This is a genomic window from Bradyrhizobium sp. USDA 327, assembly GCF_041262065.1.
Classification (GTDB): Bacteria; Pseudomonadota; Alphaproteobacteria; order Rhizobiales; family Xanthobacteraceae; genus Bradyrhizobium; species Bradyrhizobium liaoningense.
Window position 1 is genome coordinate 2,664,812 of the sequence record NZ_JBGCCW010000001.1, and the last position, 22,087, is coordinate 2,686,898.

Annotated in this window: 27 protein-coding genes and 1 pseudogene; 15 read left to right on the forward strand and 13 right to left on the reverse strand. The window is 63.9% G+C overall.

Annotated features, from left to right (window positions below; translation table 11 throughout):
- Positions 1–23 precede the first annotated feature (23 nt).
- Positions 24–344 (forward strand): hypothetical protein, encoded by a 321-nt coding sequence (locus ABIA42_RS12125; protein WP_271530504.1) that lies wholly within the window; start codon positions 24–26, stop codon positions 342–344.
- 21 nt (positions 345–365) lie between these two features.
- Here the strand turns inward: ABIA42_RS12125 and ABIA42_RS12130 are convergent, their stop codons facing one another.
- Both ABIA42_RS12130 and ABIA42_RS12135 read right to left on the reverse strand, forming a co-directional pair.
- The gene (locus ABIA42_RS12130; protein WP_028179789.1) at positions 366–710 is read right to left on the reverse strand and encodes a multidrug efflux SMR transporter; all 345 of its coding nucleotides are present in this window, start codon (positions 708–710) and stop codon (positions 366–368) included.
- 173 nt (positions 711–883) lie between these two features.
- A pseudogene (locus ABIA42_RS12135) lies at positions 884–1,195 on the reverse strand (O-methyltransferase); the annotation flags it as partial.
- A gap of 165 nt (positions 1,196–1,360) precedes the next feature.
- Here ABIA42_RS12135 and ABIA42_RS12140 point away from each other — a divergent pair.
- Entirely contained in the window at positions 1,361–2,002 is a 642-nt protein-coding gene (locus ABIA42_RS12140) for an FMN-binding negative transcriptional regulator (protein ID WP_370113441.1), read from the forward strand.
- Between the two features lie 40 nt (positions 2,003–2,042).
- The gene (pdxY, locus tag ABIA42_RS12145) at positions 2,043–2,861 is read left to right on the forward strand and encodes a pyridoxal kinase (protein ID WP_370113439.1); all 819 of its coding nucleotides are present in this window, start codon (positions 2,043–2,045) and stop codon (positions 2,859–2,861) included.
- A gap of 4 nt (positions 2,862–2,865) precedes the next feature.
- On the opposite strand, the gene ABIA42_RS12150 is transcribed toward pdxY, so the two are convergent.
- Positions 2,866–4,179: a hypothetical protein gene (locus ABIA42_RS12150; RefSeq protein WP_370113437.1), complete on the reverse strand. Its 1,314-nt coding sequence runs from the start codon at positions 4,177–4,179 to the stop codon at positions 2,866–2,868.
- 257 nt (positions 4,180–4,436) lie between these two features.
- Between ABIA42_RS12150 and ABIA42_RS12155 the strand changes: the two genes are divergently transcribed.
- The 3 genes from ABIA42_RS12155 to ABIA42_RS12165 all read left to right on the forward strand — a co-directional run bounded on the left by ABIA42_RS12155 (position 4,437) and on the right by ABIA42_RS12165 (position 6,184).
- Positions 4,437–4,640, forward strand: coding sequence for a hypothetical protein (locus ABIA42_RS12155; protein WP_271530508.1), 204 nt, complete (start codon positions 4,437–4,439; stop codon positions 4,638–4,640).
- A 169-nt stretch (positions 4,641–4,809) separates the two neighbouring features.
- Positions 4,810–5,064 (forward strand): hypothetical protein, encoded by a 255-nt coding sequence (locus ABIA42_RS12160; protein ID WP_028179782.1) that lies wholly within the window; start codon positions 4,810–4,812, stop codon positions 5,062–5,064.
- Between the two features lie 199 nt (positions 5,065–5,263).
- On the forward strand, positions 5,264–6,184 hold the full coding sequence (locus ABIA42_RS12165) for a DMT family transporter (protein ID WP_370113434.1): 921 nt from the start codon (positions 5,264–5,266) through the stop codon (positions 6,182–6,184).
- Positions 6,185–6,190: 6 nt separating this feature from the next.
- Here ABIA42_RS12165 and ABIA42_RS12170 read toward each other — a convergent pair whose 3' ends face one another.
- Positions 6,191–6,541 (reverse strand): zinc ribbon domain-containing protein YjdM, encoded by a 351-nt coding sequence (locus ABIA42_RS12170; RefSeq protein WP_370113432.1) that lies wholly within the window; start codon positions 6,539–6,541, stop codon positions 6,191–6,193.
- Between the two features lie 110 nt (positions 6,542–6,651).
- Positions 6,652–6,825, reverse strand: a complete 174-nt coding sequence (locus ABIA42_RS12175) for a hypothetical protein (protein WP_018644642.1) — start codon at positions 6,823–6,825, stop codon at positions 6,652–6,654.
- 169 nt (positions 6,826–6,994) lie between these two features.
- Between ABIA42_RS12175 and ABIA42_RS12180 the strand changes: the two genes are divergently transcribed.
- The 6 genes from ABIA42_RS12180 to ABIA42_RS12205 all read left to right on the forward strand — a co-directional run bounded on the left by ABIA42_RS12180 (position 6,995) and on the right by ABIA42_RS12205 (position 10,426).
- Positions 6,995–7,447: a pyridoxamine 5'-phosphate oxidase family protein gene (locus ABIA42_RS12180; protein WP_370113430.1), complete on the forward strand. Its 453-nt coding sequence runs from the start codon at positions 6,995–6,997 to the stop codon at positions 7,445–7,447.
- Between the two features lie 121 nt (positions 7,448–7,568).
- The gene (locus ABIA42_RS12185; RefSeq protein WP_370113428.1) at positions 7,569–7,928 is read left to right on the forward strand and encodes a c-type cytochrome; all 360 of its coding nucleotides are present in this window, start codon (positions 7,569–7,571) and stop codon (positions 7,926–7,928) included.
- A 208-nt stretch (positions 7,929–8,136) separates the two neighbouring features.
- A complete protein-coding gene (locus ABIA42_RS12190; protein ID WP_370113426.1) occupies positions 8,137–8,541 on the forward strand; it encodes a VOC family protein in 405 nt (134 codons plus the stop codon).
- A gap of 63 nt (positions 8,542–8,604) precedes the next feature.
- Positions 8,605–9,240, forward strand: coding sequence for a cell envelope biogenesis protein TolA (locus ABIA42_RS12195; protein ID WP_370113424.1), 636 nt, complete (start codon positions 8,605–8,607; stop codon positions 9,238–9,240).
- 196 nt (positions 9,241–9,436) lie between these two features.
- Complete coding sequence (locus ABIA42_RS12200; protein WP_370113422.1) at positions 9,437–9,685, forward strand: hypothetical protein; 249 nt, start codon at positions 9,437–9,439, stop codon at positions 9,683–9,685.
- Between the two features lie 462 nt (positions 9,686–10,147).
- Positions 10,148–10,426, forward strand: a complete 279-nt coding sequence (locus ABIA42_RS12205) for a hypothetical protein (protein ID WP_319329575.1) — start codon at positions 10,148–10,150, stop codon at positions 10,424–10,426.
- Positions 10,427–10,529: 103 nt separating this feature from the next.
- On the opposite strand, the gene ABIA42_RS12210 is transcribed toward ABIA42_RS12205, so the two are convergent.
- The 3 genes from ABIA42_RS12210 to ABIA42_RS12220 all read right to left on the reverse strand — a co-directional run bounded on the left by ABIA42_RS12210 (position 10,530) and on the right by ABIA42_RS12220 (position 13,909).
- On the reverse strand, positions 10,530–11,327 hold the full coding sequence (locus ABIA42_RS12210; RefSeq protein WP_370113420.1) for a transglycosylase SLT domain-containing protein: 798 nt from the start codon (positions 11,325–11,327) through the stop codon (positions 10,530–10,532).
- 248 nt (positions 11,328–11,575) lie between these two features.
- Positions 11,576–12,781 carry a calcium-binding protein gene (locus ABIA42_RS12215; protein ID WP_370113418.1) on the reverse strand — a complete coding sequence of 402 codons (1,206 nt, stop codon included), beginning with the start codon at positions 12,779–12,781 and terminating at the stop codon, positions 11,576–11,578.
- Between the two features lie 345 nt (positions 12,782–13,126).
- Positions 13,127–13,909 (reverse strand): class I SAM-dependent methyltransferase, encoded by a 783-nt coding sequence (locus ABIA42_RS12220; RefSeq protein WP_370113416.1) that lies wholly within the window; start codon positions 13,907–13,909, stop codon positions 13,127–13,129.
- 107 nt (positions 13,910–14,016) lie between these two features.
- On the opposite strand from ABIA42_RS12220, the gene ABIA42_RS12225 reads away from it, so the two are divergent.
- Positions 14,017–14,283, forward strand: a complete 267-nt coding sequence (locus tag ABIA42_RS12225; protein ID WP_061027722.1) for a DUF2312 domain-containing protein — start codon at positions 14,017–14,019, stop codon at positions 14,281–14,283.
- 165 nt (positions 14,284–14,448) lie between these two features.
- Here ABIA42_RS12225 and ABIA42_RS12230 read toward each other — a convergent pair whose 3' ends face one another.
- Both ABIA42_RS12230 and ABIA42_RS12235 read right to left on the reverse strand, forming a co-directional pair.
- Positions 14,449–15,141: a DUF1236 domain-containing protein gene (locus ABIA42_RS12230; protein WP_370113414.1), complete on the reverse strand. Its 693-nt coding sequence runs from the start codon at positions 15,139–15,141 to the stop codon at positions 14,449–14,451.
- Complete coding sequence (locus ABIA42_RS12235; RefSeq protein ID WP_271530520.1) at positions 15,138–15,335, reverse strand: hypothetical protein; 198 nt, start codon at positions 15,333–15,335, stop codon at positions 15,138–15,140. The genes ABIA42_RS12230 and ABIA42_RS12235 overlap by 4 nt, the downstream gene beginning before the upstream one ends.
- A gap of 286 nt (positions 15,336–15,621) precedes the next feature.
- On the opposite strand from ABIA42_RS12235, the gene ABIA42_RS12240 reads away from it, so the two are divergent.
- Complete coding sequence (locus ABIA42_RS12240) at positions 15,622–15,927, forward strand: GlsB/YeaQ/YmgE family stress response membrane protein (RefSeq protein WP_370113412.1); 306 nt, start codon at positions 15,622–15,624, stop codon at positions 15,925–15,927.
- A 69-nt stretch (positions 15,928–15,996) separates the two neighbouring features.
- Here ABIA42_RS12240 and ABIA42_RS12245 read toward each other — a convergent pair whose 3' ends face one another.
- A complete protein-coding gene (locus tag ABIA42_RS12245) occupies positions 15,997–16,512 on the reverse strand; it encodes a ParB N-terminal domain-containing protein (protein WP_370113410.1) in 516 nt (171 codons plus the stop codon).
- A 655-nt stretch (positions 16,513–17,167) separates the two neighbouring features.
- On the opposite strand from ABIA42_RS12245, the gene ABIA42_RS12250 reads away from it, so the two are divergent.
- The gene (locus ABIA42_RS12250; RefSeq protein ID WP_370113408.1) at positions 17,168–17,512 is read left to right on the forward strand and encodes a hypothetical protein; all 345 of its coding nucleotides are present in this window, start codon (positions 17,168–17,170) and stop codon (positions 17,510–17,512) included.
- Between the two features lie 181 nt (positions 17,513–17,693).
- Here ABIA42_RS12250 and ABIA42_RS12255 read toward each other — a convergent pair whose 3' ends face one another.
- Together ABIA42_RS12255 and ABIA42_RS12260 are read right to left on the reverse strand one after the other, a co-directional pair.
- Complete coding sequence (locus tag ABIA42_RS12255) at positions 17,694–17,999, reverse strand: hypothetical protein (protein ID WP_370113406.1); 306 nt, start codon at positions 17,997–17,999, stop codon at positions 17,694–17,696.
- 285 nt (positions 18,000–18,284) lie between these two features.
- Complete coding sequence (locus ABIA42_RS12260) at positions 18,285–22,055, reverse strand: vitamin B12-dependent ribonucleotide reductase (RefSeq protein WP_370113404.1); 3,771 nt, start codon at positions 22,053–22,055, stop codon at positions 18,285–18,287.
- Between the last annotated feature and the right edge of the window lie 32 nt (positions 22,056–22,087).

Consider the following 22,087-nt stretch of genomic DNA (forward strand, 5'->3'; position numbering starts at 1 on the left):
GGCGCGGCCTGACTGTGCCCCTGATGACTGTCGCAGCCGCCATCGTGCTGACGGTGACGGATGCTGCCGCGCAAAATCTCGACGCCGGCAAATCGCCCGCGAAGCTCTTTGCTGACGGCTGCGCGACCTGCCATCGCAGCCCGCGCGGTCTCGCCAAGGGCCGCTTCAGCCTGACGCTGTCCTGGTTCCTGAAGGACCACTACGCAACCAGCGCCGACTCGGCCAGGGCACTCGCCGCCTACCTCGTGTCGGTCGATGAATCGCCGCCCCGGGGTGCGGCCAAGCCTGACGCAAAGCCGCCTCGATCCGCGCCGCGTCAGCCTAAGCCGGTGCAGAGCCAGTAGGCGCGCCCCATCGGGCCGGCATCAACGCACCGTGGTCTCCGAAAACAGGTTGATGACCACGACCCCGGACACGATCAGCGCGATGCCGACGAAGGCTGCGGCGTCCAGGATCTGGCGGAACAGCACGAAGGAGACGGTGGCGGTCAGGATGATGCCGACCCCGCCCCAGATCGCATAGGCGATGCTCAACGGGATGACCCGGATCGCCACCGACAGCGCGTAGAACGAGGCGACGTAGAACAGCACCATCGCCAGCGTCGGCCAGGGACGGGTGAACTGCGCGGACTGCTGCAGGAACGCCGACGCGGTGACCTCGAACACGATGGCGAGGGCAAGAGCCGTATAGGCGTTGAAGACGGAGCTCATGCGGAGACTAGGCCGACGATGGCTGACATATGACGGCGCATACCATGCGGGGGTGACGTGCCTGCGACAGCCTGGAGCGCGGCGCAAGGGCTCTGCGGTCGGCCCGGATGACCAAGCCGCCGCGCGATGAATCGCGCAGCGGCTCAGTGACGCAGCGACGGTCGAACGTGGCTTCAATCGATCCGCACCGAAAGCTCGACGTCGTCGGCGAAGGCCGTGGACATATAGCCGCTTCCGGGCTTGCGCATGCGGGAGAGATAGTCCGGGCTGTCGTCGGCGTTGTCGGCGACGATGATCGCGCCCGGCTTGAGACGGTCTTCGAGCAGATCGAGGATATCCTGGTAGAGCGCCTTGGCACCGTCGAGCAGCACGAGATCGATCGTTTCGGGCAGATCGGACTTCAGCGTCGTCAACGCATCGCCTTCGCGAATGTCGACGAGATCGATCATGCCGCCGGCCGAAAGGTTGTCCCGGGCTCGCGCCGCCTATGCCGACGCCATGGCCGACATGTTCTGCGCCTATCTTGCGAGGTTGTCGCGGCGCTGAGGGATTGCCGGCATCAGCGTTCGAAGGTTGATTGTTATTCAGATTTCGGGGGATTATGGGTTAGCCTCGCCGCGTTCGTCATCCATTCATCGAGCACCCGCGCCATGCACGTTCTCCGCGCCCAGTTCCGCATCGAGACGCAGCGCGCGCTGGAATTTGCCGCATCTCGCGGCTTCGGCGCGATCGTGGCGGCGGACGAGCGCGGGCCGCGGGCCTCGCACGTGCCATTCGTGCTGACCGAGCGCGGCGGGCACACTGTCGCGCAGATTCACTTCACCGCCAAAAATCCGCTTGTGGCGCTGGCCGATGGCAGCAGACGATTTCTGCTGATCGTCACCGGCGACGATGCCTATGTCTCCAACGACTGGTATGCCTCACGCGACAACGTCTCGACCTGGCTTTACGAAGCGGTGCACCTGTCGGGCGTGGCCCATCTGCGCGGGCTCGACGAGAACCGCGGACACGGCGATGCACTGCTCGCAGTCTCCGAGGCGCGCTTACCGAAAGAACCCTGGGACCTCGCGCAGATGGAGCCGGGCAAGCGCGAGAGCATGCTGGCTGCGGTCCGCGTCGTCGATCTCGTGGTGGATGAGGTCGAAGGGCAGGCCAAGCTCAACCAGCACAAGAGCGATGCTGACCATGTCGCGGTTGCCGATCGATTGGCGCGGTCGGAGGAGTCGGGTCACCGGCGGCTGGCGCGCAAGATGCAGGCGCTGCGGCAGGGGCTTGGATACGAGATGCCGTAACGCTTGCCCAACGCAACGTTTGACCTTACGGACCTTCCTCATGCTCGTCATCTCCATTCAGAGCCAGGTGGTCCATGGCCATGTCGGCAACAGCGCGGCTGCCTACGCCATGCAGGCGGAGGGCGTGAACGTTGCGGCGGTGCCGACGACGCTGCTGTCAAACCATCCGCGCTACCCCAGCCTGCGCGGGCGGGTGCTGGAGAGCGACCTCGTCGCCGATCTCCTGAAGGGCGTCGAGGAGCGCGGCCTGGCCGACGAGGCTGCGGTGCTCGTCACCGGCTATTTGGGCTCGCCGGGCAATGCTGCCGTGATCGCCGATTTCGTCGAGCGGGCGCTCACGCGGAATGCGAAGCTCGTCTATCTCTGCGATCCCGTGATCGGCGATGACGGCCGCGTCTATGTCGCGGACGGCATTTTGGATGTGGTTCGGCACCGGCTGCTGCCGGCGGCGAACCTCACGACGCCGAATCAGTTCGAGCTCGAGCTGCTCTCCGGTCTCACCATTGCCGATGCCCAGGGCCTCCGCGCGGCGTGCTCCGCGCTGGCAGCGGCGGGCCGCATCGACGTCGTCGCCACCGGCTGCACGCTCGCTGACACGGCGGCGGGGCAGGTGGAGACGATCCTCTGCGCAGACGGGCGATTGTCGCGCTTTGCGACGCCGCGCTTGCCGATCCGCCCCTACGGCACCGGCGACCTCCTCACCGGTCTGATCGCGGCGCATCTGGCCAAGGGCGAAGCGATGGAGTCGGCGGTACGGCTTGCGGTCGACACGATCTTTGCGGTGCTGGTACGCACGCAGGACGCCGGCTCCGCCGAGATACGGCTCGTGCCGTTGCCGACGCGCGGGCCCGACGCCTGACGGTTCAGGTCGCGCGCTTGACGGCCGATTGCGCCGACTTCTGCTGCTTGGCCGGGCTCTTCTGCTCGCGTGCGGCGTGCGCCTTGGGCGGCTTGGCGCTGGCGACCGCCCGCGTCTTCTTCGGCCTGACGTTCGCGGCTTCCTTGCTGTCGGTCGTAACGCCGCGGCGCGAGATGTATTCCTTCCCGTCGATCGGGCCGACATGCGGCGGATCGCGGCCGAGATAGGGCCGGCCGATGCCGTACGCCTTGCCGTTGGCATCGACCCACTTCCACAGGATCTCGGTCGAGACCCAGCGCTGCGCGCGGTTGTTGCCCTGGGTGCTGACGATGTCGGCGGCCATGCCGTGGCCGTAGCCGCCCCGTGTGCTTCCGCCGTGATAGGACCGGTCGGAGGCGGCCTTGAGGCCGCTCGCGATCGACTGGCGATAGTCGTCGCGGAATGCGCTGGTGATTCCCGGCGACAGGCCGGCGGCTTCGGCTGCGAGCAGCGTGCGGAACAGCTTTTTCTTGAAACTCTTGTCCATGCCGCCGATGACGTAGTCCAACATCGACATGCCGGCGCGCTCGGCCGCCTTCGGATCCTTCCAGCCGAAGTCCTGATCGACCAGCTTCGTGAAGCTCCGCATCACCGTGACCGTCTTGCCCTTGCGCTTGACGGTGACGGCGCGCCGCTCCTGAACCTTGATCGTGTCCTCCTTGGCGGTGCGCTGATAGAGCGCCCAGAGGTAGCGGTCGATGCAGGCCTCGATGACGAAGCATTCGTCGAGCACGGCGACGGTGTCGGCCGGCGGAGATGGCTTGGCCGCAGGCGTGGCGGGGCCGCTTGCGATCGCCGCAGGTGACAGCGCGTCCGTCGTCACGATCTCGGTGGGATCGGCGGATGCGAGCTTGACGGGCTCTGGGTCTGGCGCGGGAGTAGGGTCAGCCTCGCTGACGATAGCTTCCGGTTCAGGCGCAATCTGCGGTGCGGGCGCCGCCTCCGTCGGCAGGATCAGCGCCGGGTCGGCTGAAGCGAGCTTGACGATTGAGGCATGCTCCTCCGGCGTGTCCTGCGACGTCGCCATCGAGGCAGGCGCCGCAGCGACGGCGGCGGCGATGTCGGCGGTCAAGGCGATGCCGTCCTCGATCGTTGCAGCGCGCGGCACGTCGGCGAGCGCGAGGCGACTGACATCCTTGACGCGCGAGACGGCAGCCACATTGGCGCCGCTGTTCTCGATGAGGGCAGGCGCATAGGCGGAGAGAGACAACACCAGCCAGCCGGCGAGAACGGCCGAGGGGCACGACACCGCCACCAGAAGAGACCGCCGATCGTTCATGATCCCTGCCTCCAAACGGTTCTGTCCGAACCATCTTGTCCGAACAGTCATGATGCAAACGGTTGACGAAACAGTCTTGCACGGAAAGGCACGCAGTTCGTCGATTGTTCGGGGGATGGTGTGGCGGCGCAATGGCGCAATCGGCGGCTGCGGGCTTTTCGCGGCGGGTGTTGCCGAGCTGCAACGCGAGGGTTCCACGCGGTGCCTTGCCCGAGGCCGTGCCGCAACTTTGCGGACGCTGCTGCGTTGGAGGCGCCATGACGCATCCCACGCTTCGTCCCATGGACGCCTTCGATCCCACCGAGCCCGCCATCCTGCACGATCGACTTTCGGACACGATCATCACCTGGACCGCCGATCAGGCCGATGACTACCGCCGTGCCAGCAGGCCCGGTGGAGATGGAACCGTAGTCTGGAAGACCTATCTCTTCGATGGCTGGGGCAATGTGCTTGGTGGCTGAGTACCGTCCGCGGAGACGCCATGTCGCGGCCAGCGTGATTCGCCCAAGGCCCTGTACGCATTAGGCATATCGCCATGCGTCACGCGCGTTGTTGCGATGCAACAAAATATGTCGCAATGCAGCAAATCGCGCCTAAATATGCTCCGACCTTCACCTTCGGAGCATCACCATGAACAAGAAGACTTTGTCGATCGCCGCCGCCATCCTGACGATCGTGGGCGGCACCGCCGCCGTCGCCGCCGAGCTGCCGACCTATGAGGCCAACGGCCTGCCGGTCTCTCCGCTGCAGGTGCGCGTGCTTGGGGCTGCGCATGTCGAGCAGCAGGTCGCCGCGCCCGCCACGGTCGCCTCGGTCCACCAGGCGAAGGTGCTCGGCCCCCGCAAGGTGACGACCGCGGACGTCACCACGGGCACGGCCCGCTAAGACTGAGGTCGCCTGAGGCAGATGGGGCCTCGCGCAGAGCGAGATTTCACCGCCTGGTGCGGCCATTGACATGATGACGCCGCATGCGCATTGCGCGTGCGGCAATCACGGTCCTGCGCGGCATCGTCGCGATGCCTGCGTGCCAGCCCTGCAAGCGCGTGGGTTGAGCGGTTCAGCGCGCCGACATATCGCTTGATCCATGGATCAGCGGGCGAGCGGCGCTGACGCTCTCACTCAGAAGAACGATGCAGCGCCGGCACTGCTCGGCGTGGTCTGCGGCCTCGCCGCGGCGCTGTTCTGGGCGCTCGGCTTTGCCGCCACGCGGCACGGCCTCAAGGTCGGCTTCACGCCGGTCGATCTCCTGGTGCATCGCTATGTCTGGTCGGGCATCGTGTTCCTGCCGCTGGTCGCGCGTGCGGGCATCTCCGATCTGTGCGGCATCGGCTGGAGCAGGGGCCTCGTGCTGATGGTGCTCGGCGGCCCCGTGATGTCGCTGATCTCCTACACCGGCTTCCTGTTCGTGCCGCTCGGCCACGGCAGCGTGATCCAGCCCTCTTGCGCGACGCTGGGCGGACTGCTGCTCGCGGCGGTCGTGCTGAAGGAACGGATCTCCGCCTCGCGGCTTGCCGGCGCGCTCGTCATCGTCGGCGGCCTCGGCGTGATCGGCGCGGAATCGATCGGCCATATCGGGGCCGACGGCGTGCAGGGCGATCTGATCTTCGTGCTCACCGGGTTCATGTTCGCCGGCTTCGGTGCTGCTCTGCGCCGCTGGCGCGTCTCGGCCGTATCGGCTGCCCTGGTCATCAACGTGCTGTCGCTGCTGCTGTTGCCGGTCTACATCGCGACCGTCGGCTTCGCCCATATTGCGGCAATCGGCGTGACCGAGAACGCGATCCAGGCGCTGGCGCAGGGCGTGCTCGCCGGGCCCGCCGCGCTCTATCTCTACGCCGTCTCGGTCCAGCGCCTCGGCGTTGCCCGCGCCGCGGTGTTTCCGGCCTGCGTGCCGGCGCTGACGCTGCTCACCGGCTGGCTGCTGCTCGGCGAGCCGCCGACGATGTTGCAGACGGCTGGGCTCGTGACGGTGCTGTGCGGGTTCTATCTGGCCCAGCGGCAAAGCTAGCGGATCTTACGCCTTCCGCACGAACTCCGATTTCAGATTCATCGCGCCGATGCCGTCGATCTTGCAGGCGATGTTGTGGCCGTCGCTGGCGTCCTGCAGGCGGATGCTGCGCACCTTGGTGCCGCCTTTGACGACCGAGGACGAGCCCTTGATCTTGAGATCCTTAATCACGATGACGCTGTCACCGTCGGCGAGCACGTTGCCGTTGGCATCGCGCACGCCGGCATCCTGCGCCGTGTCCGCGGCCGCTTCCGCCGTGCCGCTCCATTCATGGCCGCATTCCGGGCAGACCCAGAGATCGCGGTCCTGATAGGCGTGCTCGGAGTTGCAGGCCGGGCATTTCATCGTGTCGGTCATGTCTGTCTCGTCTCAACGGTTCGTTCGCGGCGCGACCGTAGAGGCGGGAACCGGGAAAGCAAGGAAAAGCTGCAAACCGCGCGGGCAGGGCTTCGCCTGCCGGTGCGATGTCACCGAAACAGCGCGACGAAGATCACGTAGAGCCAGCCCAGGATGCCGTGGATGATCGCCCACAGGATCGAATGGTTGTTGGTGTAGGAGATCGCGATGGCGAGCGCCGAGCCGAATCCCACGCCGTATTTCGCGCCCTCGACGCGGACCCCGTAATAGCGGTTGCCGTTCATGGTGATGCCTCCTGAACCGTTGGATGAGCGCCGAGCCTATGCGGTCGCCGTGATCCTGGCGAGCGGCATGATCAATGAGCCAACGTCGCCCGCGCAGGGTTGAGCTGCGTCAACGGCATTGCGTGTGAGGGGCGTATCCTTTTGATGAAATGACCACCGGAGGCGAGCGATGGACGACACTCTCAGACAGAAAATCCAGACCTTGCTGGACCAGCACCGCACGATGCGGATCGCAACCGTTCGCCCGGATGGCTGGCCGCAGGTGACGACCGTTGGCTACGCCAACGTAGGCTTCACCATCTACTTCCTCTGCGGCATCGACAGCCAGAAGGCGCAGAACCTGTCCCGCGACGACCGCGTCTCGCTGACGATCGACGACGATCCGGCGGAAGTGATGGAGATCACCGGCCTGTCCATGGCGGCGCGGGCAGTGGCCGTGACCGATCCGGCCGAAGCCGAGAAGGCGATCGCGCTGCTGATGGCGCGCTATCCCGAGCAGAAGGCCTCCGGCCTCACCGTGCCGAAGCCTTCCGAGGTGCGGCTGATCCGCCTCATACCGACGGTGATCTCGCTGCTCGACTACTCCAAGGGCTTCGGTCACACCGATCTTGTGACGTGCTGAGGAGGCGGGGGCAAGCTTGCGAAGACGAGCGGTCATCCGCTTCTCCCTTGACGCAGATCAACTCGGCCTTTCCATGCAAATCTAGGCTCGATCGATGATTCAATCGCGGTGAGGTCTGGCCATGTCGCACACTGTTCGAATCTCCATCGGCATCGTCATCCTGATCATCTTGTCGCTGCTGTTTCTCTTCAGCGTCGTCCACACCGCCGCGGGGGCCTCCAGGTCCAGCTCGCGCACGATCGCGGAGGGACATCGCCTGGCGCGGGCCTGGTGCCAGACGTGTCACGCCGTCGAGCCGCACATGATCGGAGTGTTCGACGAGGCCCCGGGCTTCCAGGCCATCGCCGACCGGCAAGGCACCACCGCGCTGTCGCTCAAGGTGTTCTTGAGGACCAGCCACCAGAACATGCCGAACCTGGTGATCTCGCCGGAGCAGGCCGACGCGCTTTCGGCGTATATCCTGAGCCTGAGGGGCGATTGAGGGGCCGGCCAGACGATATTTGCGAAAACAACCCCATGCACAGTAGACATCGCCATGGAATCGTTCGGGATTTGATTTGACTTCGGCGATACCGAATTCCGTTTGCGCTGTCGGGCAAAACAGGCGCATGATGTCACGGTGGAGTCCTCTCGACGTCCCGGCGTTCGGTGCGTAGCTTCCGCTGATCCGGAAACCTCGCCGACGAGCCATGACCTTCCTCCTCAACATCGACGTCCCGGACGTCGGGACAGCTGCGACCTTCTACACCGAAGCCTTCGGCCTGACGGTCGGCCGCCGCTTCGGCGCCGACTTCGTCGAGCTGCTCGGCTGGCCGGCGCCGGTGTATCTGTTGACCAAGCAGGCCGGCACGATCGGCGCCGGCGGCGACCGCCGCCGTTACGAACGGCACTGGACGCCCGTGCATATCGACGTCGTCGTTGACGACGTCGACACTGCCGTGGCGCGTGCGCTCAGTGCGGGTGCGATCCTGGAGGCGCCCGCGCGCGATGCGCCTTATGGGCGGATCGCGATGCTGGCCGATCCGTTCGGGCACGGGTTCTGCCTGCTGGCGTTCAGCGAGAAAGGGTATGACGCGTTGTTGGGGAGCTCGTAGTTCGAGATCGAGCTACGCTTGCTACGGTCGCCAGCGGAAAGCGACGCGGAAAACCGGAGCGACATGCCAAAGAAACTGAAGACCTACCAGACCTCGCTCGGCTTCTACGATCAGGCGATCGCCGCACCCTCGATGAAGGCGGCGCTGCAGGCCTGGGGCGCCAGCTCCAACCTGTTCCATCAGGGCGCCGCGAAGGAGACCGACGACCCCGATATCGTCGCGGCGACGATGGCGAAGCCGGGTGTCGTGCTGAGACGCCCGGTCGGCTCGGACGGCCCGTTCACCGAGAGCGCGGAGCTGCCGACCGATCTCGGCGAGGGTAAGTCCGAACGCAAGTCCAAGAGCAGGTCAAAGCCCAAGTCCACGAAGCGTCCGGCCAGGGCCGCAAAAGAGCCGTCCCGCAAGATCGACGATCAGGCCGCGCGCAAGGCCGCGGCGGCGTTCGAGAAGGAGGAACGGCGGCGCGAAGCCGAGCGCCACAAGGAGGAGGCCGCCCGCGCCAGAGAGCGCGCGCGCCGCGACAAGGCGGTCGCGACCGCGCAGGCGGCGCTCGACAGAGCGAGGCGGGAGCACGAAGCGCGCACCGAGGAGATCGAGGCGGAGCAGGCTGCGCTGGATGCGCGCGCCGAGGCCGAGCAGGGCCGCTGGGACAAGCAGCGAATGAAGCTGGAGCAGGCGCTACGTCGCGCGCGCGAGTAGGGCTCGCGCAAGGGCTGATCCACCGTGCATCGTTTCGCTCCGGAAGCGAGATTGCGGTTCCATCCCTATATGAGCTGACGTCCCATATAGGTCTGCCATGCCTGAAGAGCCGTCCAAATCCGCAAGTCCGAAATCTGCAAGTTCGAAATCTTCAAGTCCGATGATCGCCAGAGCGCGCCGCGCGGCGCCGGTTTTGGTGTGTCGGAAGTGCCTGAAGCGCAGCGACGAGGGCTGCGACGTCAGGCGTGCGCTGAAGTCCGAACTGAAGGCGAGCAAGCGCGACGGCACCAAGCCGGCGAAGCTGGTCATGACCGGATGTTTCGGCCTTTGTCCAAAGAATTCGATCGTGCTCGCGAGCGGCGCCAGCCTGACGCGACAGGAATATGTGCTGGTGGCGGATCGCGATCAGGTGCCGCGGGCGCTCGCGCTGTTGGACGGCGAGTGATGCGGCAAGACTAGGGCTCGAGCCGAGCAAGCGCTCCGTCCTCACAAAGGATTCCTCCGTCATTGCGAGCGAAGCGAAGCAATCCAGAGTACCTCAGCGGGGGGATTTTGGATTGCTTCGTCGCAAGGGCTCCTCGCAATGAAGGTGCCTGTGCAGCGGTGCAAAAAAATTCCGGTCCGTGCCCCGGACGCAGCGCAGCGCCTCTTCAGCGGTGCGCTGCAGAGCCGGGGCCCAAGTTGCAGCGATCCGTGCGGCTTGCTGGGTCCCGGCTCTGCGCCGCATCGCTACGCGCTGCGGCGCGTCCGGGACACGAGAGAGCGTTGCCGCCGCATACGCCGTCATTGCGCCAATGGCGGCGAAAATCGACAAAGCCGGCATCGGTCATTCCCGCAAAGATCGCGCGCAAATTCGCTTGCCTTGCCGCGCGTCCTTTTGCACTCTGGCGGCAAGGAGACCAATGTAATGAAGAAAATGACCATCGCCTATGCGCTCGGAACGGCCCTGGTGCTGAGCGGCCTTGCAACATCGGCTGCCGAAGCAAAGCCGCGGAAGCAAGTGGTTCGTGCACCGCAGGAGCGGCTGATCGTCACGGCGCCGGTGCTGAGGCCGACGCCGTGGGATTACAACATCGTTCCGCGCTATCGCTATCGCCCGGAAGACGACAAGGTCGATCCCTACGGTCCGCCGCTGGTGCCGTCTTATGTTCAGTATGAGGGATGGCGGTGGCCGTATTGGTGGTAGAGCCGGCCACTCGCGTGGTCTCGTAGCCCGGATGAGCGAAGCGATATCCGGGGTGCTTCGGCAACAGAAGTCCCGGATGTCGCTTCGCTCATCCGGGCTACGCCTAACTGCCCTCATTCGCGGCTAGCCGCAGAAACTGGCGCTTCATCGCGCTGACCCTGGCGAGGTAGCCCGCGACGAGGTGATCGCCGCAGCGCTCGCCCGCGATCATCTGAAACTTGCGGCGCGCATAGGCCGCTGCGGGGCCCGCGCCGCAGAGATGGATGAAGGCGGCCAGATCCTGCTTCTGCTGCGCGCTTGCCTTCGCATCGCCCGCGAGGGTGAGAACCATGGCCACCTGGCGGTCCAGATACACCGAGGCCAGCTCGACGGCGTGGCTCGGGATCGCGCGGATGTAGAAGAACGTAGACCCGCAGCCGGTCTGCGTGACCGCATTGCCGCGGACACAGAACCGCGCGGCCTCCGCGAAAGCCGGGTCGGTCATCTGGAAGAGGCCGACCGCGCTGGAGGCGGGCCGGTAGATCGCCAGCGGATTGAAGCTCCATCGCCAGCGCCAATAGGTGCGCGCCACCGGATTGCCTGAGCTCTCGACCTGTGCCAGCGCGGCCAGCAATTCCGGCGTGATCGTCGCGGTGGAGTAGGCGCGGAAAAGGGGCCCGTACCTCGCCCACGTCTCGGCCGGCTCCTTGTCGAGAACGTGTCCGACGACGGCAAGGAGTTCGGTCGGCTTGCGGACGACGTGGTAGGCGGTGTTCAGGAGCGCGAGGGCCGCAAGCAGAATCGCCGCAATGGTCGCGATCCGAACCATTCGCGGCGCTCGCGCGAATGTCTTGCGCACCCATCGAGCGCCCCGCCGGGCGTTGCGAAGGCTGGGCAGGAGGCTCTTGCTTTTCGTTGCCATGGCGTTGTGAGCGTGGAATTGCGGAAACTGTGGACTTGGTGGCCGCTGTCTACGAACGTGAACCGAAACCGTAGATTCCGCATTTTGAGAGCGGCTCCAGGGCCATCCTTCGGCGCCCGTTTTGGGCGGGCTCTTCAGGACGAGGCTGTTCTAGAAGAAAACCCGCCGTCGCCGGCGGGTTTTTTGTTCTCTGCGAAAGAGCTCGTTGTGGAAGGGTATCGCTTCGCTTTGCCCCCGGAGCAACCCGCTCAGATGAGGAAGTCGGTCGGGTGCAGGCTCGCGGCCTGGACGCCGTCGAGCGTGATCGAATCGTTGGCCGAGAGATGGATCACGGCATCGCCGGCGGCATTGTCGCTGATCAGGCTCGACAGCGCCGTCCAGTCCGCAAACCCGTAGTCCTGCACATTGATCAGGTCGTGCTCGGTCGCGGTGCTGCCGACCGCCTTGTTGCCCTGGTCAAAGTCGGTGATCAGGTCGTTGCCGGAGCCGGTGTTGAAGACGAAGATGTCGCTGTTCCCTCCGCCCGAAAGCTGGTCATCGCCGCCGCCGCCGTTGAGAATATCGCGGCCGCCGGTGATCGAGCCCGGCGTTGCGGGGGCATAGACCTTCGCATCGCCATACAGGAAATCACTGGTTGCCGTCCCGGTGAGAATATCGTTGCCGCCATGGGCATTGCCGGACATGGCCGGTGCATCGCCGTAGATTGTTGGGTGCGTAAGGTGGAGGGTGTCGGGGCCATCGGCCTTGAGCGTTAGAATGTCATCTCCTCCCTGGGCATTGTCGGTCAGTGAGGTCGCCGAATCTCCGTACGCAAACCCGCCGGTCATGACAATTTCGCTGCCGAAGGTGATGGTGATGTTGTCGTTGCCGCCATGCGCATCGCCGCCGATGGAGCCGATGGCATCGCCGCTGGCGTTCGCTGAGCCCTCCCTTGTGTTCACACTGATGTCGAGCGCGTCATTGCCGCCCTGCGCCGTGCCGCTTATGGAACCGCCGGCATCGCCGGCGTAGACATTGTCGTAGCTTCGCCAGCCCACGGCACCGGTGATGGTGTCATTGCCACCATGCGAATTGCCCGACATGTCGCCGGCGACGTCGCCGAAAGCATGCACGTTGGTGTACAGCGAATCGGCCTCGACGCTGATCGTGTCGTTGCCGCCCCTGGCGTCGTCGATCATCGCCTGGGCATCGCCGACCACGAGGGCTTCGTTCCAGCCGTAATTGAAATTGACCGTGAGCGTGTCGTTGCCGCCGTGGGACAGGCCATGCAGCGTCGTGTTGTCGTCGCCGAAGACCGTGACCTCTGCTTCGGGCTGGCTGATTGTCGCCGTGACCGTGTCGTTACCGCCCCAGGCGTCCGCGGTGGTCGGGAAGTTCGGATCTCCGTTGACGGTTTCGATTTGACCAAACTGGTCGAGCAGGACGTCGATGGTGTCGTTTGGCAGATGCTGCATGGCGTAACTCCCATTTCATTGTCGGAAGCGGGCCTGACGCCTGCAGAATTTCTTGCAAGTCGCGTTGTTGACCACGCTTCAGGGAGAAATCTACCTTTGGTAGATGGCGGAGATTTGTAGGAATTCGGGAGAGACTTTGATTGCATGCGTGGAACCGCGGCGGCGATCATCGAGATAGCCTCCGCAAGTTTGCGCATCCCATGAAGGTTTGATGATCCACCTGCGACGGGCAGCGTAGGTAGAGTGAAGAAAACCCATCATTTGTCCTCGATCAGGTGATGATGGGTATCGTTTCGCTCCAGCCTTCCTACGGGCGGTCACAGGAATTCCTGCTTGCCCGCATCCTCAGCCCGGCTTGCGTCCGCTGATCGCGTGGGCGCGGGCGCTGCAGGTGATGCGGCCGTCCGTGCCGGTGGGGAGATGCGCCCTCACGCGCTGCATGAGCGCGGCGACGTCGGCCGCCGCCATGGCCGCGATCACCGGTGCGATGGAGGGGGACTTCGTCTCCACGTTCCAGAACGCGTCGAAATCGCGGAACGTGCGCTGCACGGTGATTTCGCGGGTCTCGATCTGCTGCAGCCCGGCCGCGCGCCAAAGGTCCTGAAGCGCAGCAAGGGTGGACACTTCCATATGCGGCGGACGCGTCGGCGACAGCCCCATCGCGTGCATCTCGTCGACGATCGGATCGAGCGGAAATCCGCCGCCCAGCATGTCCCACATGTAGGTCGCAACCAGGCCGCCGGGACGGACGACCCGCGCCAGTTCCGCGACACCCTTCGACGGGTCCGGCACGAACACGAGAACCAGTGCCATCACCGCGACGTCGAAGCTCGCCGCGTCAAAGGGCAGTGCCATGGCGTCGCCCGTTTGAAACACAGCGCCGCGCGCACCGGGGCGCGTGCGGGCAAAGGCGAGCTGTCCCTCCGAGGGATCGATGCCCTGCACGTCGCCGGGGGCGCAGCGTGCCACGATGAGCTCGGTGAAGGCGCCGCTGCCGCAGCCGACGTCGATCCAGCGCAGCCCTTGCGCCGGCCTGAGCCAGTCGAGAAAGACCTCGCCGACCGAACGGCTCCAGACGCCCATCATCTGCTCATAGGCGGCACCGTCATCGAAGCGAAGCTCGGCCATGGAACGGTTCCCTCTACGTTTCAGCGGGCACTGCGCGGGCAGCGAGGTTAACACATTGGTCATTTCTTTGCGGTCATTTTCACGACCTCAGTCAGCAAAGAGGCACCATGTCCGACATCACCATTCCCGGCGGCAAGATCCGTTCCTTCGTCGAGCGGATCGAGAACCTCGACAGCGAAATGCAGGAGTTGAGCGAACAGAAGAAGGAAGTCTTCGCGGAAGCCAAGGGCGAGGGTTTCGATGTGAAGATCCTCAGGGAGATCATCAAGCTGCGCAAGGAAGACAAGAACGAGCGCGACGAGCGCGAAAGCCTGCTCGACCTCTACATGCGCGCGATGGAGACGGCCTCGCCGGAGCAGGCGAAGGCGGCTTGAGAGGATTGGCGTAATCGGGGAGGAGAGGTGGCCGCGGTCGAAGGATTGCGGCTATCGCTTCGGCGCGACGAGGCGAGAGCGGCCTGGTCGGTCGCCTCGGGCGGAACGACGAAAGGGCGGCTATGGGCCGCCCTTTCTGTTTGTGCGTGAGCCGTCGGACGGCGCTTAGCCCTCGATGATATAGACGATCTCGTGGGTGTGCGGACGAAGGATGACGTACCTGCCGTTGACCAGGATGAACTCGTATCCGCGCCACTCCGGATAGATTTCGACGATACGGCTCGGCAACGCATGATAACGGACGCTTGTCGGGACGACCGTGCCGATCGATACGTTGAAGTTCACGTTGGTGACTTCCTCGACCTTCTCCTGCTTGATGGCCGAAGTGATCTGGGTACGCTTTTCCGCCGGAGGCGCGGCGACTGCCGTGGTAGCGGCATTGCCGGTCGTCTTGCCCTCGGGCGCGGCAGACTTGCTATCGGCGGTCGGCGTCTTCAGGTCCTTCGATGTGGTGGCGGAATCGGTCGCCTTTGTCTTCCCATCGGCCTTCATCTCGCCAGTCGTCTTGCTGTCGGCGGTAGACTTGGTTTCGGAAGACGAACTCTTCACGTCCTTCGACGTGGTCGGCGGGGCCATTCCTTCCGCGGCCTTCGGCCTGCCATCGGCCTTTGCGTCACCGAGGTGCTTTGCATCGGGCGCGCCCTTTGCTGCGGGCGCATTCATCGGTGCCGCGCTGTCAGCTTTCGGCGAAACGGCGGTGGGGGATTCCGAACCCTTTGCTCCGCCCTGAGCCATCGCAAGACCGGTCGCTGCAAACAAGGCCGCGACGGCGACAGAAGCCATCAAAGTATGTTTCATCTGATTTTTTCCAATTCAATTTGAATATTGATGCCGACGAAGGTCAGCCATGGAGAGCAAACGGTCCCGACCAGCTGAAGTTCCATTTCTATTTCTGGTTTAATCAGGACCGGTGCGTCGCTATCGGAAACGCCAGCAAAACCGGAAAAACCGTGGCGTTCGCGGTCTCGTTTCCGGCGCGGGCTTGGACGCAATCGACATATTCAAACATAAGTTGTGCGCGGAGGAACCGTTGGCGCTTGCACCTGTTGAGCCGATGATCCGGTGCGCAGCGGGATCGAACTTTCGATCCTGAATCCCTGCAGCGATAAAAAATCCGTATTCGCCTTGCTGGGGCCGCTCAGGCACCACGCCTTTATCCTCCGTACGTACCAACCGGAAACTGTCCGGACGGCGCGATGCGTCAATGCGATTCAGATCGGCCGCAGACCGGCTTGCGCAGACCCATCGTCATTCAGACCAAACGATTGAGGTAGCAAAATGCACATGTCGAGCGAAAATCTTTTGGTCATCCTGTTTGTAGGTCTCGTCGCCGGCTGGCTTGCGGGCCAGATCGTCCGTGGCACCGGCTTTGGGATCGTCGGTGATATCATCGTCGGAATCCTCGGCGCGTTTGTTGGCAGCTGGTTGTTGCCTCAGCTCGGAGTGCATCTTGGCAGCGGAATCATCAGCGCGATCGTCAACGCCACCATCGGCGCGGTGCTGCTGCTCCTTCTGGTCCGGCTGCTCCGCGGTGGCGGTGGATGGGGAAGCAGCTGGCGCGGGAGCTGGGGCCGGCGCTGGTGACCCATGCTGAAGCAGCGACATCGCGCGCCGGCAAGAATCGCGCTTTTGGTTCAACCAACATCCCGGCCATTAGTAGCGGCCGCCGCTGCCCTTCTGCTGCGTGATCCAGTCCGACAATGTTTTCGGCGTCGATTTCGCAGTCCGGCCCGGTGATGCCTTCGGATTGTCGCGGATGCCCTTCGTCGGACGGATGCGTGGCGCTTCCGTCGCGCCACCGCCCTTCAAGGCCGCCGCCGATGCCTCCGCGGCTTCCTTCTCGAGGCGCAACTGCTTCAATCGCGCCATCTTGATGCGCTCTGCCTCGACTTCGGGTCGCTCGGACAGCAGCGGCTTGTGCTGAGCAACCTCCGCCGGGACCAGGACGCCGAGAATGGTCGTCTCGCCGAGCGCCTTGCAGGCTTCGAGCCGATGCAATCCCTCGACCAGAACGAGGCGGTCTCCGTCGAGCCGAACGGAAATGGGGGCCTGTTGCCCGATGTCCAGGATGCTTTCAGCGATCTCCGCGACGATCTCGGGCTTGATAGCCTTCTTCATTTTCGTAGGAACGAAAATCTTCTCGATCGAGAAGCTCTCCGGTGTGGACATAACTCGACTCCGCTTCTACCGGGCCGGTCGGAACTGACGCCGGTGGGGTTGGGAGTTTAGGAGGGAAGGGCTCGACCGCAAAGGCAATTCGGCGGCGGGTATTGATGAGCATCGATGCCGGAACCAATCTGGATCACGGCGACTACGTTGACAGTCCACTTAATTCACGCCGTCCGCCAAACGCGAGCCGAAGCCGCAGATCGGAGCGAGTGAATTTAGGGCACTGTCACCGTAATTCCGCATATACCGAAGATTGCTTGGGCGATCGTCGCGATAGCCTTGCTGATAGCAATGATCAGAACTTTCGACGGTTATTATTCCTTTAGCCGAGTTGTAAGCTGCGGATATTTTTATTGCGATGTCGAATTTTCAAGAAACAAGGCGCAGCGAGAACAACGTGGGCCGCCATCCTTGTAATCACAACAATGCCTTCGTCCCTTAAAGCCGCTGCTCGGGCGCTGCACCCGGTGATACCACGTCTCATATTGACCCATAGCAGACCAGAGATTGATCTTGTGGTAAGGCCTACCCAGTCCAATTTAGTCGAACGGGCCAGCCCCAATTCTGCAATGCACAACATTCGTCGCCTTCCAGTTCTGCTATTTCTCGCAGCATCAGCAATTGCTCACCCTACGCCTGGAAGCGAGAACTGCGCATGACGGAGTTTTGGGCGATCATTTCAGAATACGCCCGTCAGCCTCAGATACAGGTCTGGTTTCTTGTCGGTCTCATCGGCGGCTCGATCTTCGGTCTCTACTTTCGTAAAAGCGCTGGGCCGCAGATAATCAGTGCACTGTTTTTTTTAGCTCTCTTGTTGCCCGCGCGGTTCTTGACGCCCCCGACGTGGTTCACCATCACCTACGCTATCCTTTTTATTCTGACGGGATTCGTTGGCTTCGGCGCCGGTTGGTTACCCGGACTACTGCTCGGTCATGTTTGGGGCCTCGTGTTGAACCGCACAAAGAGACAGGCTGCATCCCAGCCACGACACGATGACTAGCCCTTTCAGCATGACCGAAGCCAGGGACTGCGACTTCCGCTTCTGGCCCGATGGCGAAGTGCGGTTTTGGCCCAGGCCAAGTAGGGTCAGCTGATCGGGGCACACCGGAAGTGACGCGGCGCCGTTCAAACCGGCGCTTCTGACCCTGAGGAGACATCGGACGAGCCCCCCGCTGGTTGCCTTATGCGGACCTGTTTCCGAGGTTAGCTCGATGTTGACGTGGCCAGTTTGTTTTAGAGCGATGGAGGACAAAAGCACCTACCAATCCGACCAAGAAACAGATTCCGAGCGTGTAGCCTGCCGGATTAAGCAAGCCTGCGCTATCTGTCAGGAAGATAAGCGCGGTGGCGATGAACACCTGCGCAATCCAAATGCGCCAAACCGCTCTCCATCCTTCGCCAAAGACAACACGATTGCGATGCAAGACAATCCACGACGGTGTCCAGAGCACAGCAAGCAGCACAGTAATCACGAACACCGCAAACATGAGTGCTTATTCCGTTAGCGAAGGCCACCTTGGTTCGCAGCCTCTTGCATATCAGGCCAAGCGGGGGATGTCTCCTGTTGGCCCATAGCCGAAGATCCGATCGCCAACCTGGATGACGGCTCATTGAGGTAAATCGGACAAAGGTCCGGTAGAAATGAGAACCCCGCCGTCGCCGGCGGGGTTTTGTTTGTCTCTGAAATAGGGGACCTACTTTACCCCGATTAGCGGACCAACTTTACCCATGGCCGCAGTGATCCTTCCGCCCGCAACGTTTCTGGTTGAAAGTTAGCTACACCCCGTCGTGCTGCCGCACGTATCGCACTTCATGCACGTGCCATTCCGCACCAGCGTGAAGTTGCCGCACTCCGAGCACATCTCGCCTTCGTAGCCCTTGGCCTTGGCTTCGGCGCGGCGCTCGGCCTTGGTGGGGACGAGGGTTTGCGCAGTGCCGGCCTTGCTCCACTGGAGCTGCTCCAGCTTCTCCGTCGGCGAGAGGTCGTGGGCGACTTCCTGCTTCAGGGCGACGGCGCCTTCCAGGGCGTCGCCGACGCGGGCGCTCGCGCCATGCGAGGCCATCGCCGTCACCTTGCTGCCGCCTGAGGGAGCGCTGTCGTTGCCTTGGCTGACCGCGGTCGAGCCGCCGCGCATCACGAACAGGTTGTCGGTGCGGGAGCGGGTGAGGCCGCGCGAGACCAGCTTGGTCGCGTGGTGGCCGCCGCCCTCGTCCGGCTCCTTGCCTTCCTCGACGCCCTTGCCGAGCGCGTCGAAACCCGTCTCGTTGGGATCGACGTGGGCGAGGTCGAAGCGACTGAGGTAGCTCACCGCCAGCTCGCGGAAGACGTAGTCGAGGATCGAGGTCGCGTACTTGATGCTGTCGTTGCCCTGCACGGGGCCCGCCGGCTCGAAGCGGGTGAAGGTGAAGGCGTCGACATATTCGTCGAGCGGCACGCCGTATTGCAGGCCGAGCGACACCGCGATGGCGAAGTTGTTGATGAAGGAGCGGAGCGCCGCGCCTTCCTTGTGCATGTCGATGAAGATCTCGCCGAGACGGCCGTCGTCATATTCGCCGGTGCGCAAGTACACCTTGTGGCCGCCGACGACCGCCTTCTGGGTGTAGCCCTTGCGGCGGTCCGGCATCTTCTCGCGCTCGCGCATCACGATGATGCGCTCGACCAGCTTCTCGACGATCTTCTCCGAGACCTGGGCCGCGCGCGCCGCCATCGGCTTCTCGTAGAGGGTCTCGACCGCATCGTCCTCGTCCTCATCGTCGCTGATGAGCTGCGAGTTGAGCGGCTGGGAGAGCTTGGAGCCGTCGCGATAGAGCGCGTTGGCCTTCAGGGCCAATTTCCACGACAGCATGTAGGCGGACTTGCAGTCCTCCACCGTGGCGTCGTTCGGCATGTTGATCGTCTTGGAGATCGCGCCCGAGATGAAGGGCTGCGCCGCCGCCATCATGCGGATGTGGCTCTCGACCGACAGATAGCGCTTGCCGATCTTGCCGCAGGGATTGGCGCAGTCGAACACCGGATAGTGCTCAGGCCTAAGGTGCGGGGCACCTTCCACCGTCATCGCGCCGCAGATGTGGACGTTGGCCGCCTCGATCTCGCGCTTGGTGAAGCCGACGGCCTGGAGCAGGTCGAAGCCGGGGGCCGCGATCGCCTCGGCGCCGATGCCGAGCTGGTCGCGGATGAAGTCTTCGCCGAAGGTCCATTTGTTGAAGGCGAACTTGATGTCGAAGGCGGTCGGCAGCGCCTTTTCGACCTTGGCGATCGCCTCGTCGGTGAAGCCCTTGGACTTCAGCGTGGTGACGTTGATGCCGGGGGCATTCGCCAGCGAGCCGTGGCCGACGGCGTAGGCCTCGATCTCCGCGATCTCGCTCTCGCGATAGCCGAGCGCGCGCAGCGCCGCGGGGACGGCGCGGTTGATGATCTTGAAGTAGCCGCCGCCGGCGAGCTTCTTGAACTTCACCAGCGCGAAGTCGGGCTCGATGCCGGTGGTGTCGCAATCCATGACGAGGCCGATCGTGCCGGTCGGCGCGATCACCGTGGTCTGGGCGTTGCGATAGCCGTGCTTCTCGCCGAGCTCGAGCGCCGCATCCCAGGCCGCCTGGGCGTGGCTGACGAGGTCTCCTTGCGGGCAGGAGACCAGGTCCATCGGCACCGGGTTGACGCTGAGCGCCTCGTAGCCGTTGGACTGGCCATGGGCGGCGCGGCGGTGGTTGCGGATCACGCGCAGCATGTGCGCCGCGTTCTTCTTGTAGCCGGGGAAGGTGCCGAGCTCGGCGGCCATCTCCGCCGAGGTCTTGTAGGTGATGCCGGTCATGATCGCGGTCAGCGCGCCGGCGATTGCACGGCCTTCCTTCGAGTCATAGGGCAGGCCCATGGTCATCAGGAGGCCGCCGATGTTGGCGTAGCCGAGGCCGAGCGTGCGGAACTCGTAGGAGAGCTCGGCGATCGCCTTGGACGGGAACTGCGCCATCATCACGGAGATTTCGAGCACGATGGTCCAGAGCCGGCAGAGATGCTCGTAGCCCTCGACGTCGAAACGCTTGGTCTCGGTGTTGTAGAACGTCAGCAGGTTCGCCGAGGCGAGGTTGCACGCCGTGTCGTCCAGGAACATGTATTCCGAGCACGGATTGGACGCGCGGATGTCGCCGGACGCCTTGCAGGTGTGCCAGTCGTTCATCGTGGTGTTGAAGTGCAGGCCCGGATCGGCCGAGGCCCAGGCGGCGTAACCGATCTTCTCCCAGAGGTCGCGCGCCTTCAGCGTCTTCGTCACCTTCTTGGAGGTGCGGGCGGTGAGATTCCAGTCGCCGTCGGTTTCGACCGCGCGCAGGAAGTCGTCCCGCAGCGAGACCGAGTTGTTGGAGTTCTGGCCGGAGACCGTGAGATAGGCTTCGCTATCCCAGTCGGTGTCGTAGGTGTCGAACTGGATGTCCTTGTAGCCCTGCTTGGCGAACTGGATGACGCGCTTGATGTAATTGTCGGGCACGAGGCTGCGGCGGGCGAGCTTGATCTCGCGGCGCAGGGCAGGGTTCTTCTCAGGGTCGAAGCAGTCGTCGCCCGAGCCTTCGCAGTTCACGCAGGCCTTCAGCACCGCCTTCAGGTGCTTCTGGTTGATCTTGGATCCCGTGACGAGGGCGGCGACCTTCTGCTCCTCCTTCACCTTCCAGTCGATATAGGTCTCGATGTCGGGGTGATCGACGTCGACGACCACCATCTTGGCGGCGCGGCGCGTGGTGCCTCCGCTCTTGATCGCGCCCGCCGCGCGGTCGCCGATCTTGAGGAAGCTCATCAGGCCGCTTGAGCGGCCGCCGCCGGAGAGCTTTTCGCCTTCGCCGCGCAGGCGCGAGAAGTTGGAGCCGGTGCCGGAGCCGTATTTGAACAGGCGCGCCTCGCGGACCCAGAGGTCCATGATGCCGCCTTCGTTGACGAGGTCGTCACCGACGCCCTGGATGAAGCAGGCGTGCGGCTGCGGATGCTCGTAGGCGGACTTCGACTTGGTCAGCTTGCCGGTGAAGGGATCGACGTAATAGTGGCCCTGGCCGGGGCCGTCGATGCCGTAGGCCCAGTGCAGGCCGGTGTTGAACCATTGCGGCGAGTTCGGCGCGACCATCTGCCTGGCGAGCATGTAGCGGAGCTCGTCGTAGAAGGTCTGGGCATCCTCGTCGGAGGAGAAATACTTGCCCTTCCAGCCCCAATAGGTCCAGCAGCCGGCGAGGCGGTCGAACACCTGCTTGGCGCTGAGCTCGCTGACATAGCGCTCCTTCTCGGGGAGTTGGCTGAGGGCATCGGTGTCGGGCACGGAGCGCCACAGGAAGGAGGGGACGGATTCCTCCTCGACCTTCTTCAGGCGGGCGGCAACGCCGGCTTTGCGGAAATATTTCTGGGCGAGCACGTCGGAGGCGACCTGCGACCACTCGGCCGGCACCTCGACATTCTCCAGCTTGAACACGACCGAGCCGTCGGGATTGCGAATCTCCGACGTGGTCAGGCGGAATTCGATTCCCGCATAAGGTGACTGTCCCGAAGTGGTGTGGCGCCGCTCTATCCGCATGGTCTTGCCCCGTCCTTAATCTTTGACCGGTC

Bases quoted from the DNA above. Each gene is read 5' to 3' on its own strand.
- ABIA42_RS12125 (WP_271530504.1), top strand. From the start codon at position 24: ATGACTGTCGCAGCCGCCATCGTGCTGACGGTGACGGATGCTGCCGCG.
- ABIA42_RS12130 (WP_028179789.1), bottom strand. From the start codon at position 710: ATGAGCTCCGTCTTCAACGCCTATACGGCTCTTGCCCTCGCCATCGTG.
- ABIA42_RS12140 (WP_370113441.1), top strand. From the start codon at position 1,361: ATGCACGTTCTCCGCGCCCAGTTCCGCATCGAGACGCAGCGCGCGCTG.
- pdxY (WP_370113439.1), top strand. From the start codon at position 2,043: ATGCTCGTCATCTCCATTCAGAGCCAGGTGGTCCATGGCCATGTCGGC.
- ABIA42_RS12150 (WP_370113437.1), bottom strand. From the start codon at position 4,179: ATGAACGATCGGCGGTCTCTTCTGGTGGCGGTGTCGTGCCCCTCGGCC.
- ABIA42_RS12155 (WP_271530508.1), top strand. From the start codon at position 4,437: ATGACGCATCCCACGCTTCGTCCCATGGACGCCTTCGATCCCACCGAG.
- ABIA42_RS12160 (WP_028179782.1), top strand. From the start codon at position 4,810: ATGAACAAGAAGACTTTGTCGATCGCCGCCGCCATCCTGACGATCGTG.
- ABIA42_RS12165 (WP_370113434.1), top strand. From the start codon at position 5,264: ATGGATCAGCGGGCGAGCGGCGCTGACGCTCTCACTCAGAAGAACGAT.
- ABIA42_RS12170 (WP_370113432.1), bottom strand. From the start codon at position 6,541: ATGACCGACACGATGAAATGCCCGGCCTGCAACTCCGAGCACGCCTAT.
- ABIA42_RS12175 (WP_018644642.1), bottom strand. From the start codon at position 6,825: ATGAACGGCAACCGCTATTACGGGGTCCGCGTCGAGGGCGCGAAATAC.
- ABIA42_RS12180 (WP_370113430.1), top strand. From the start codon at position 6,995: ATGGACGACACTCTCAGACAGAAAATCCAGACCTTGCTGGACCAGCAC.
- ABIA42_RS12185 (WP_370113428.1), top strand. From the start codon at position 7,569: ATGTCGCACACTGTTCGAATCTCCATCGGCATCGTCATCCTGATCATC.
- ABIA42_RS12190 (WP_370113426.1), top strand. From the start codon at position 8,137: ATGACCTTCCTCCTCAACATCGACGTCCCGGACGTCGGGACAGCTGCG.
- ABIA42_RS12195 (WP_370113424.1), top strand. From the start codon at position 8,605: ATGCCAAAGAAACTGAAGACCTACCAGACCTCGCTCGGCTTCTACGAT.
- ABIA42_RS12205 (WP_319329575.1), top strand. From the start codon at position 10,148: ATGAAGAAAATGACCATCGCCTATGCGCTCGGAACGGCCCTGGTGCTG.
- ABIA42_RS12210 (WP_370113420.1), bottom strand. From the start codon at position 11,327: ATGGCAACGAAAAGCAAGAGCCTCCTGCCCAGCCTTCGCAACGCCCGG.
- ABIA42_RS12215 (WP_370113418.1), bottom strand. From the start codon at position 12,781: ATGCAGCATCTGCCAAACGACACCATCGACGTCCTGCTCGACCAGTTT.
- ABIA42_RS12220 (WP_370113416.1), bottom strand. From the start codon at position 13,909: ATGGCCGAGCTTCGCTTCGATGACGGTGCCGCCTATGAGCAGATGATG.
- ABIA42_RS12225 (WP_061027722.1), top strand. From the start codon at position 14,017: ATGTCCGACATCACCATTCCCGGCGGCAAGATCCGTTCCTTCGTCGAG.
- ABIA42_RS12230 (WP_370113414.1), bottom strand. From the start codon at position 15,141: ATGAAACATACTTTGATGGCTTCTGTCGCCGTCGCGGCCTTGTTTGCA.
- ABIA42_RS12240 (WP_370113412.1), top strand. From the start codon at position 15,622: ATGCACATGTCGAGCGAAAATCTTTTGGTCATCCTGTTTGTAGGTCTC.
- ABIA42_RS12245 (WP_370113410.1), bottom strand. From the start codon at position 16,512: ATGTCCACACCGGAGAGCTTCTCGATCGAGAAGATTTTCGTTCCTACG.
- ABIA42_RS12250 (WP_370113408.1), top strand. From the start codon at position 17,168: ATGACGGAGTTTTGGGCGATCATTTCAGAATACGCCCGTCAGCCTCAG.
- ABIA42_RS12255 (WP_370113406.1), bottom strand. From the start codon at position 17,999: ATGTTTGCGGTGTTCGTGATTACTGTGCTGCTTGCTGTGCTCTGGACA.
- ABIA42_RS12260 (WP_370113404.1), bottom strand. From the start codon at position 22,055: ATGCGGATAGAGCGGCGCCACACCACTTCGGGACAGTCACCTTATGCG.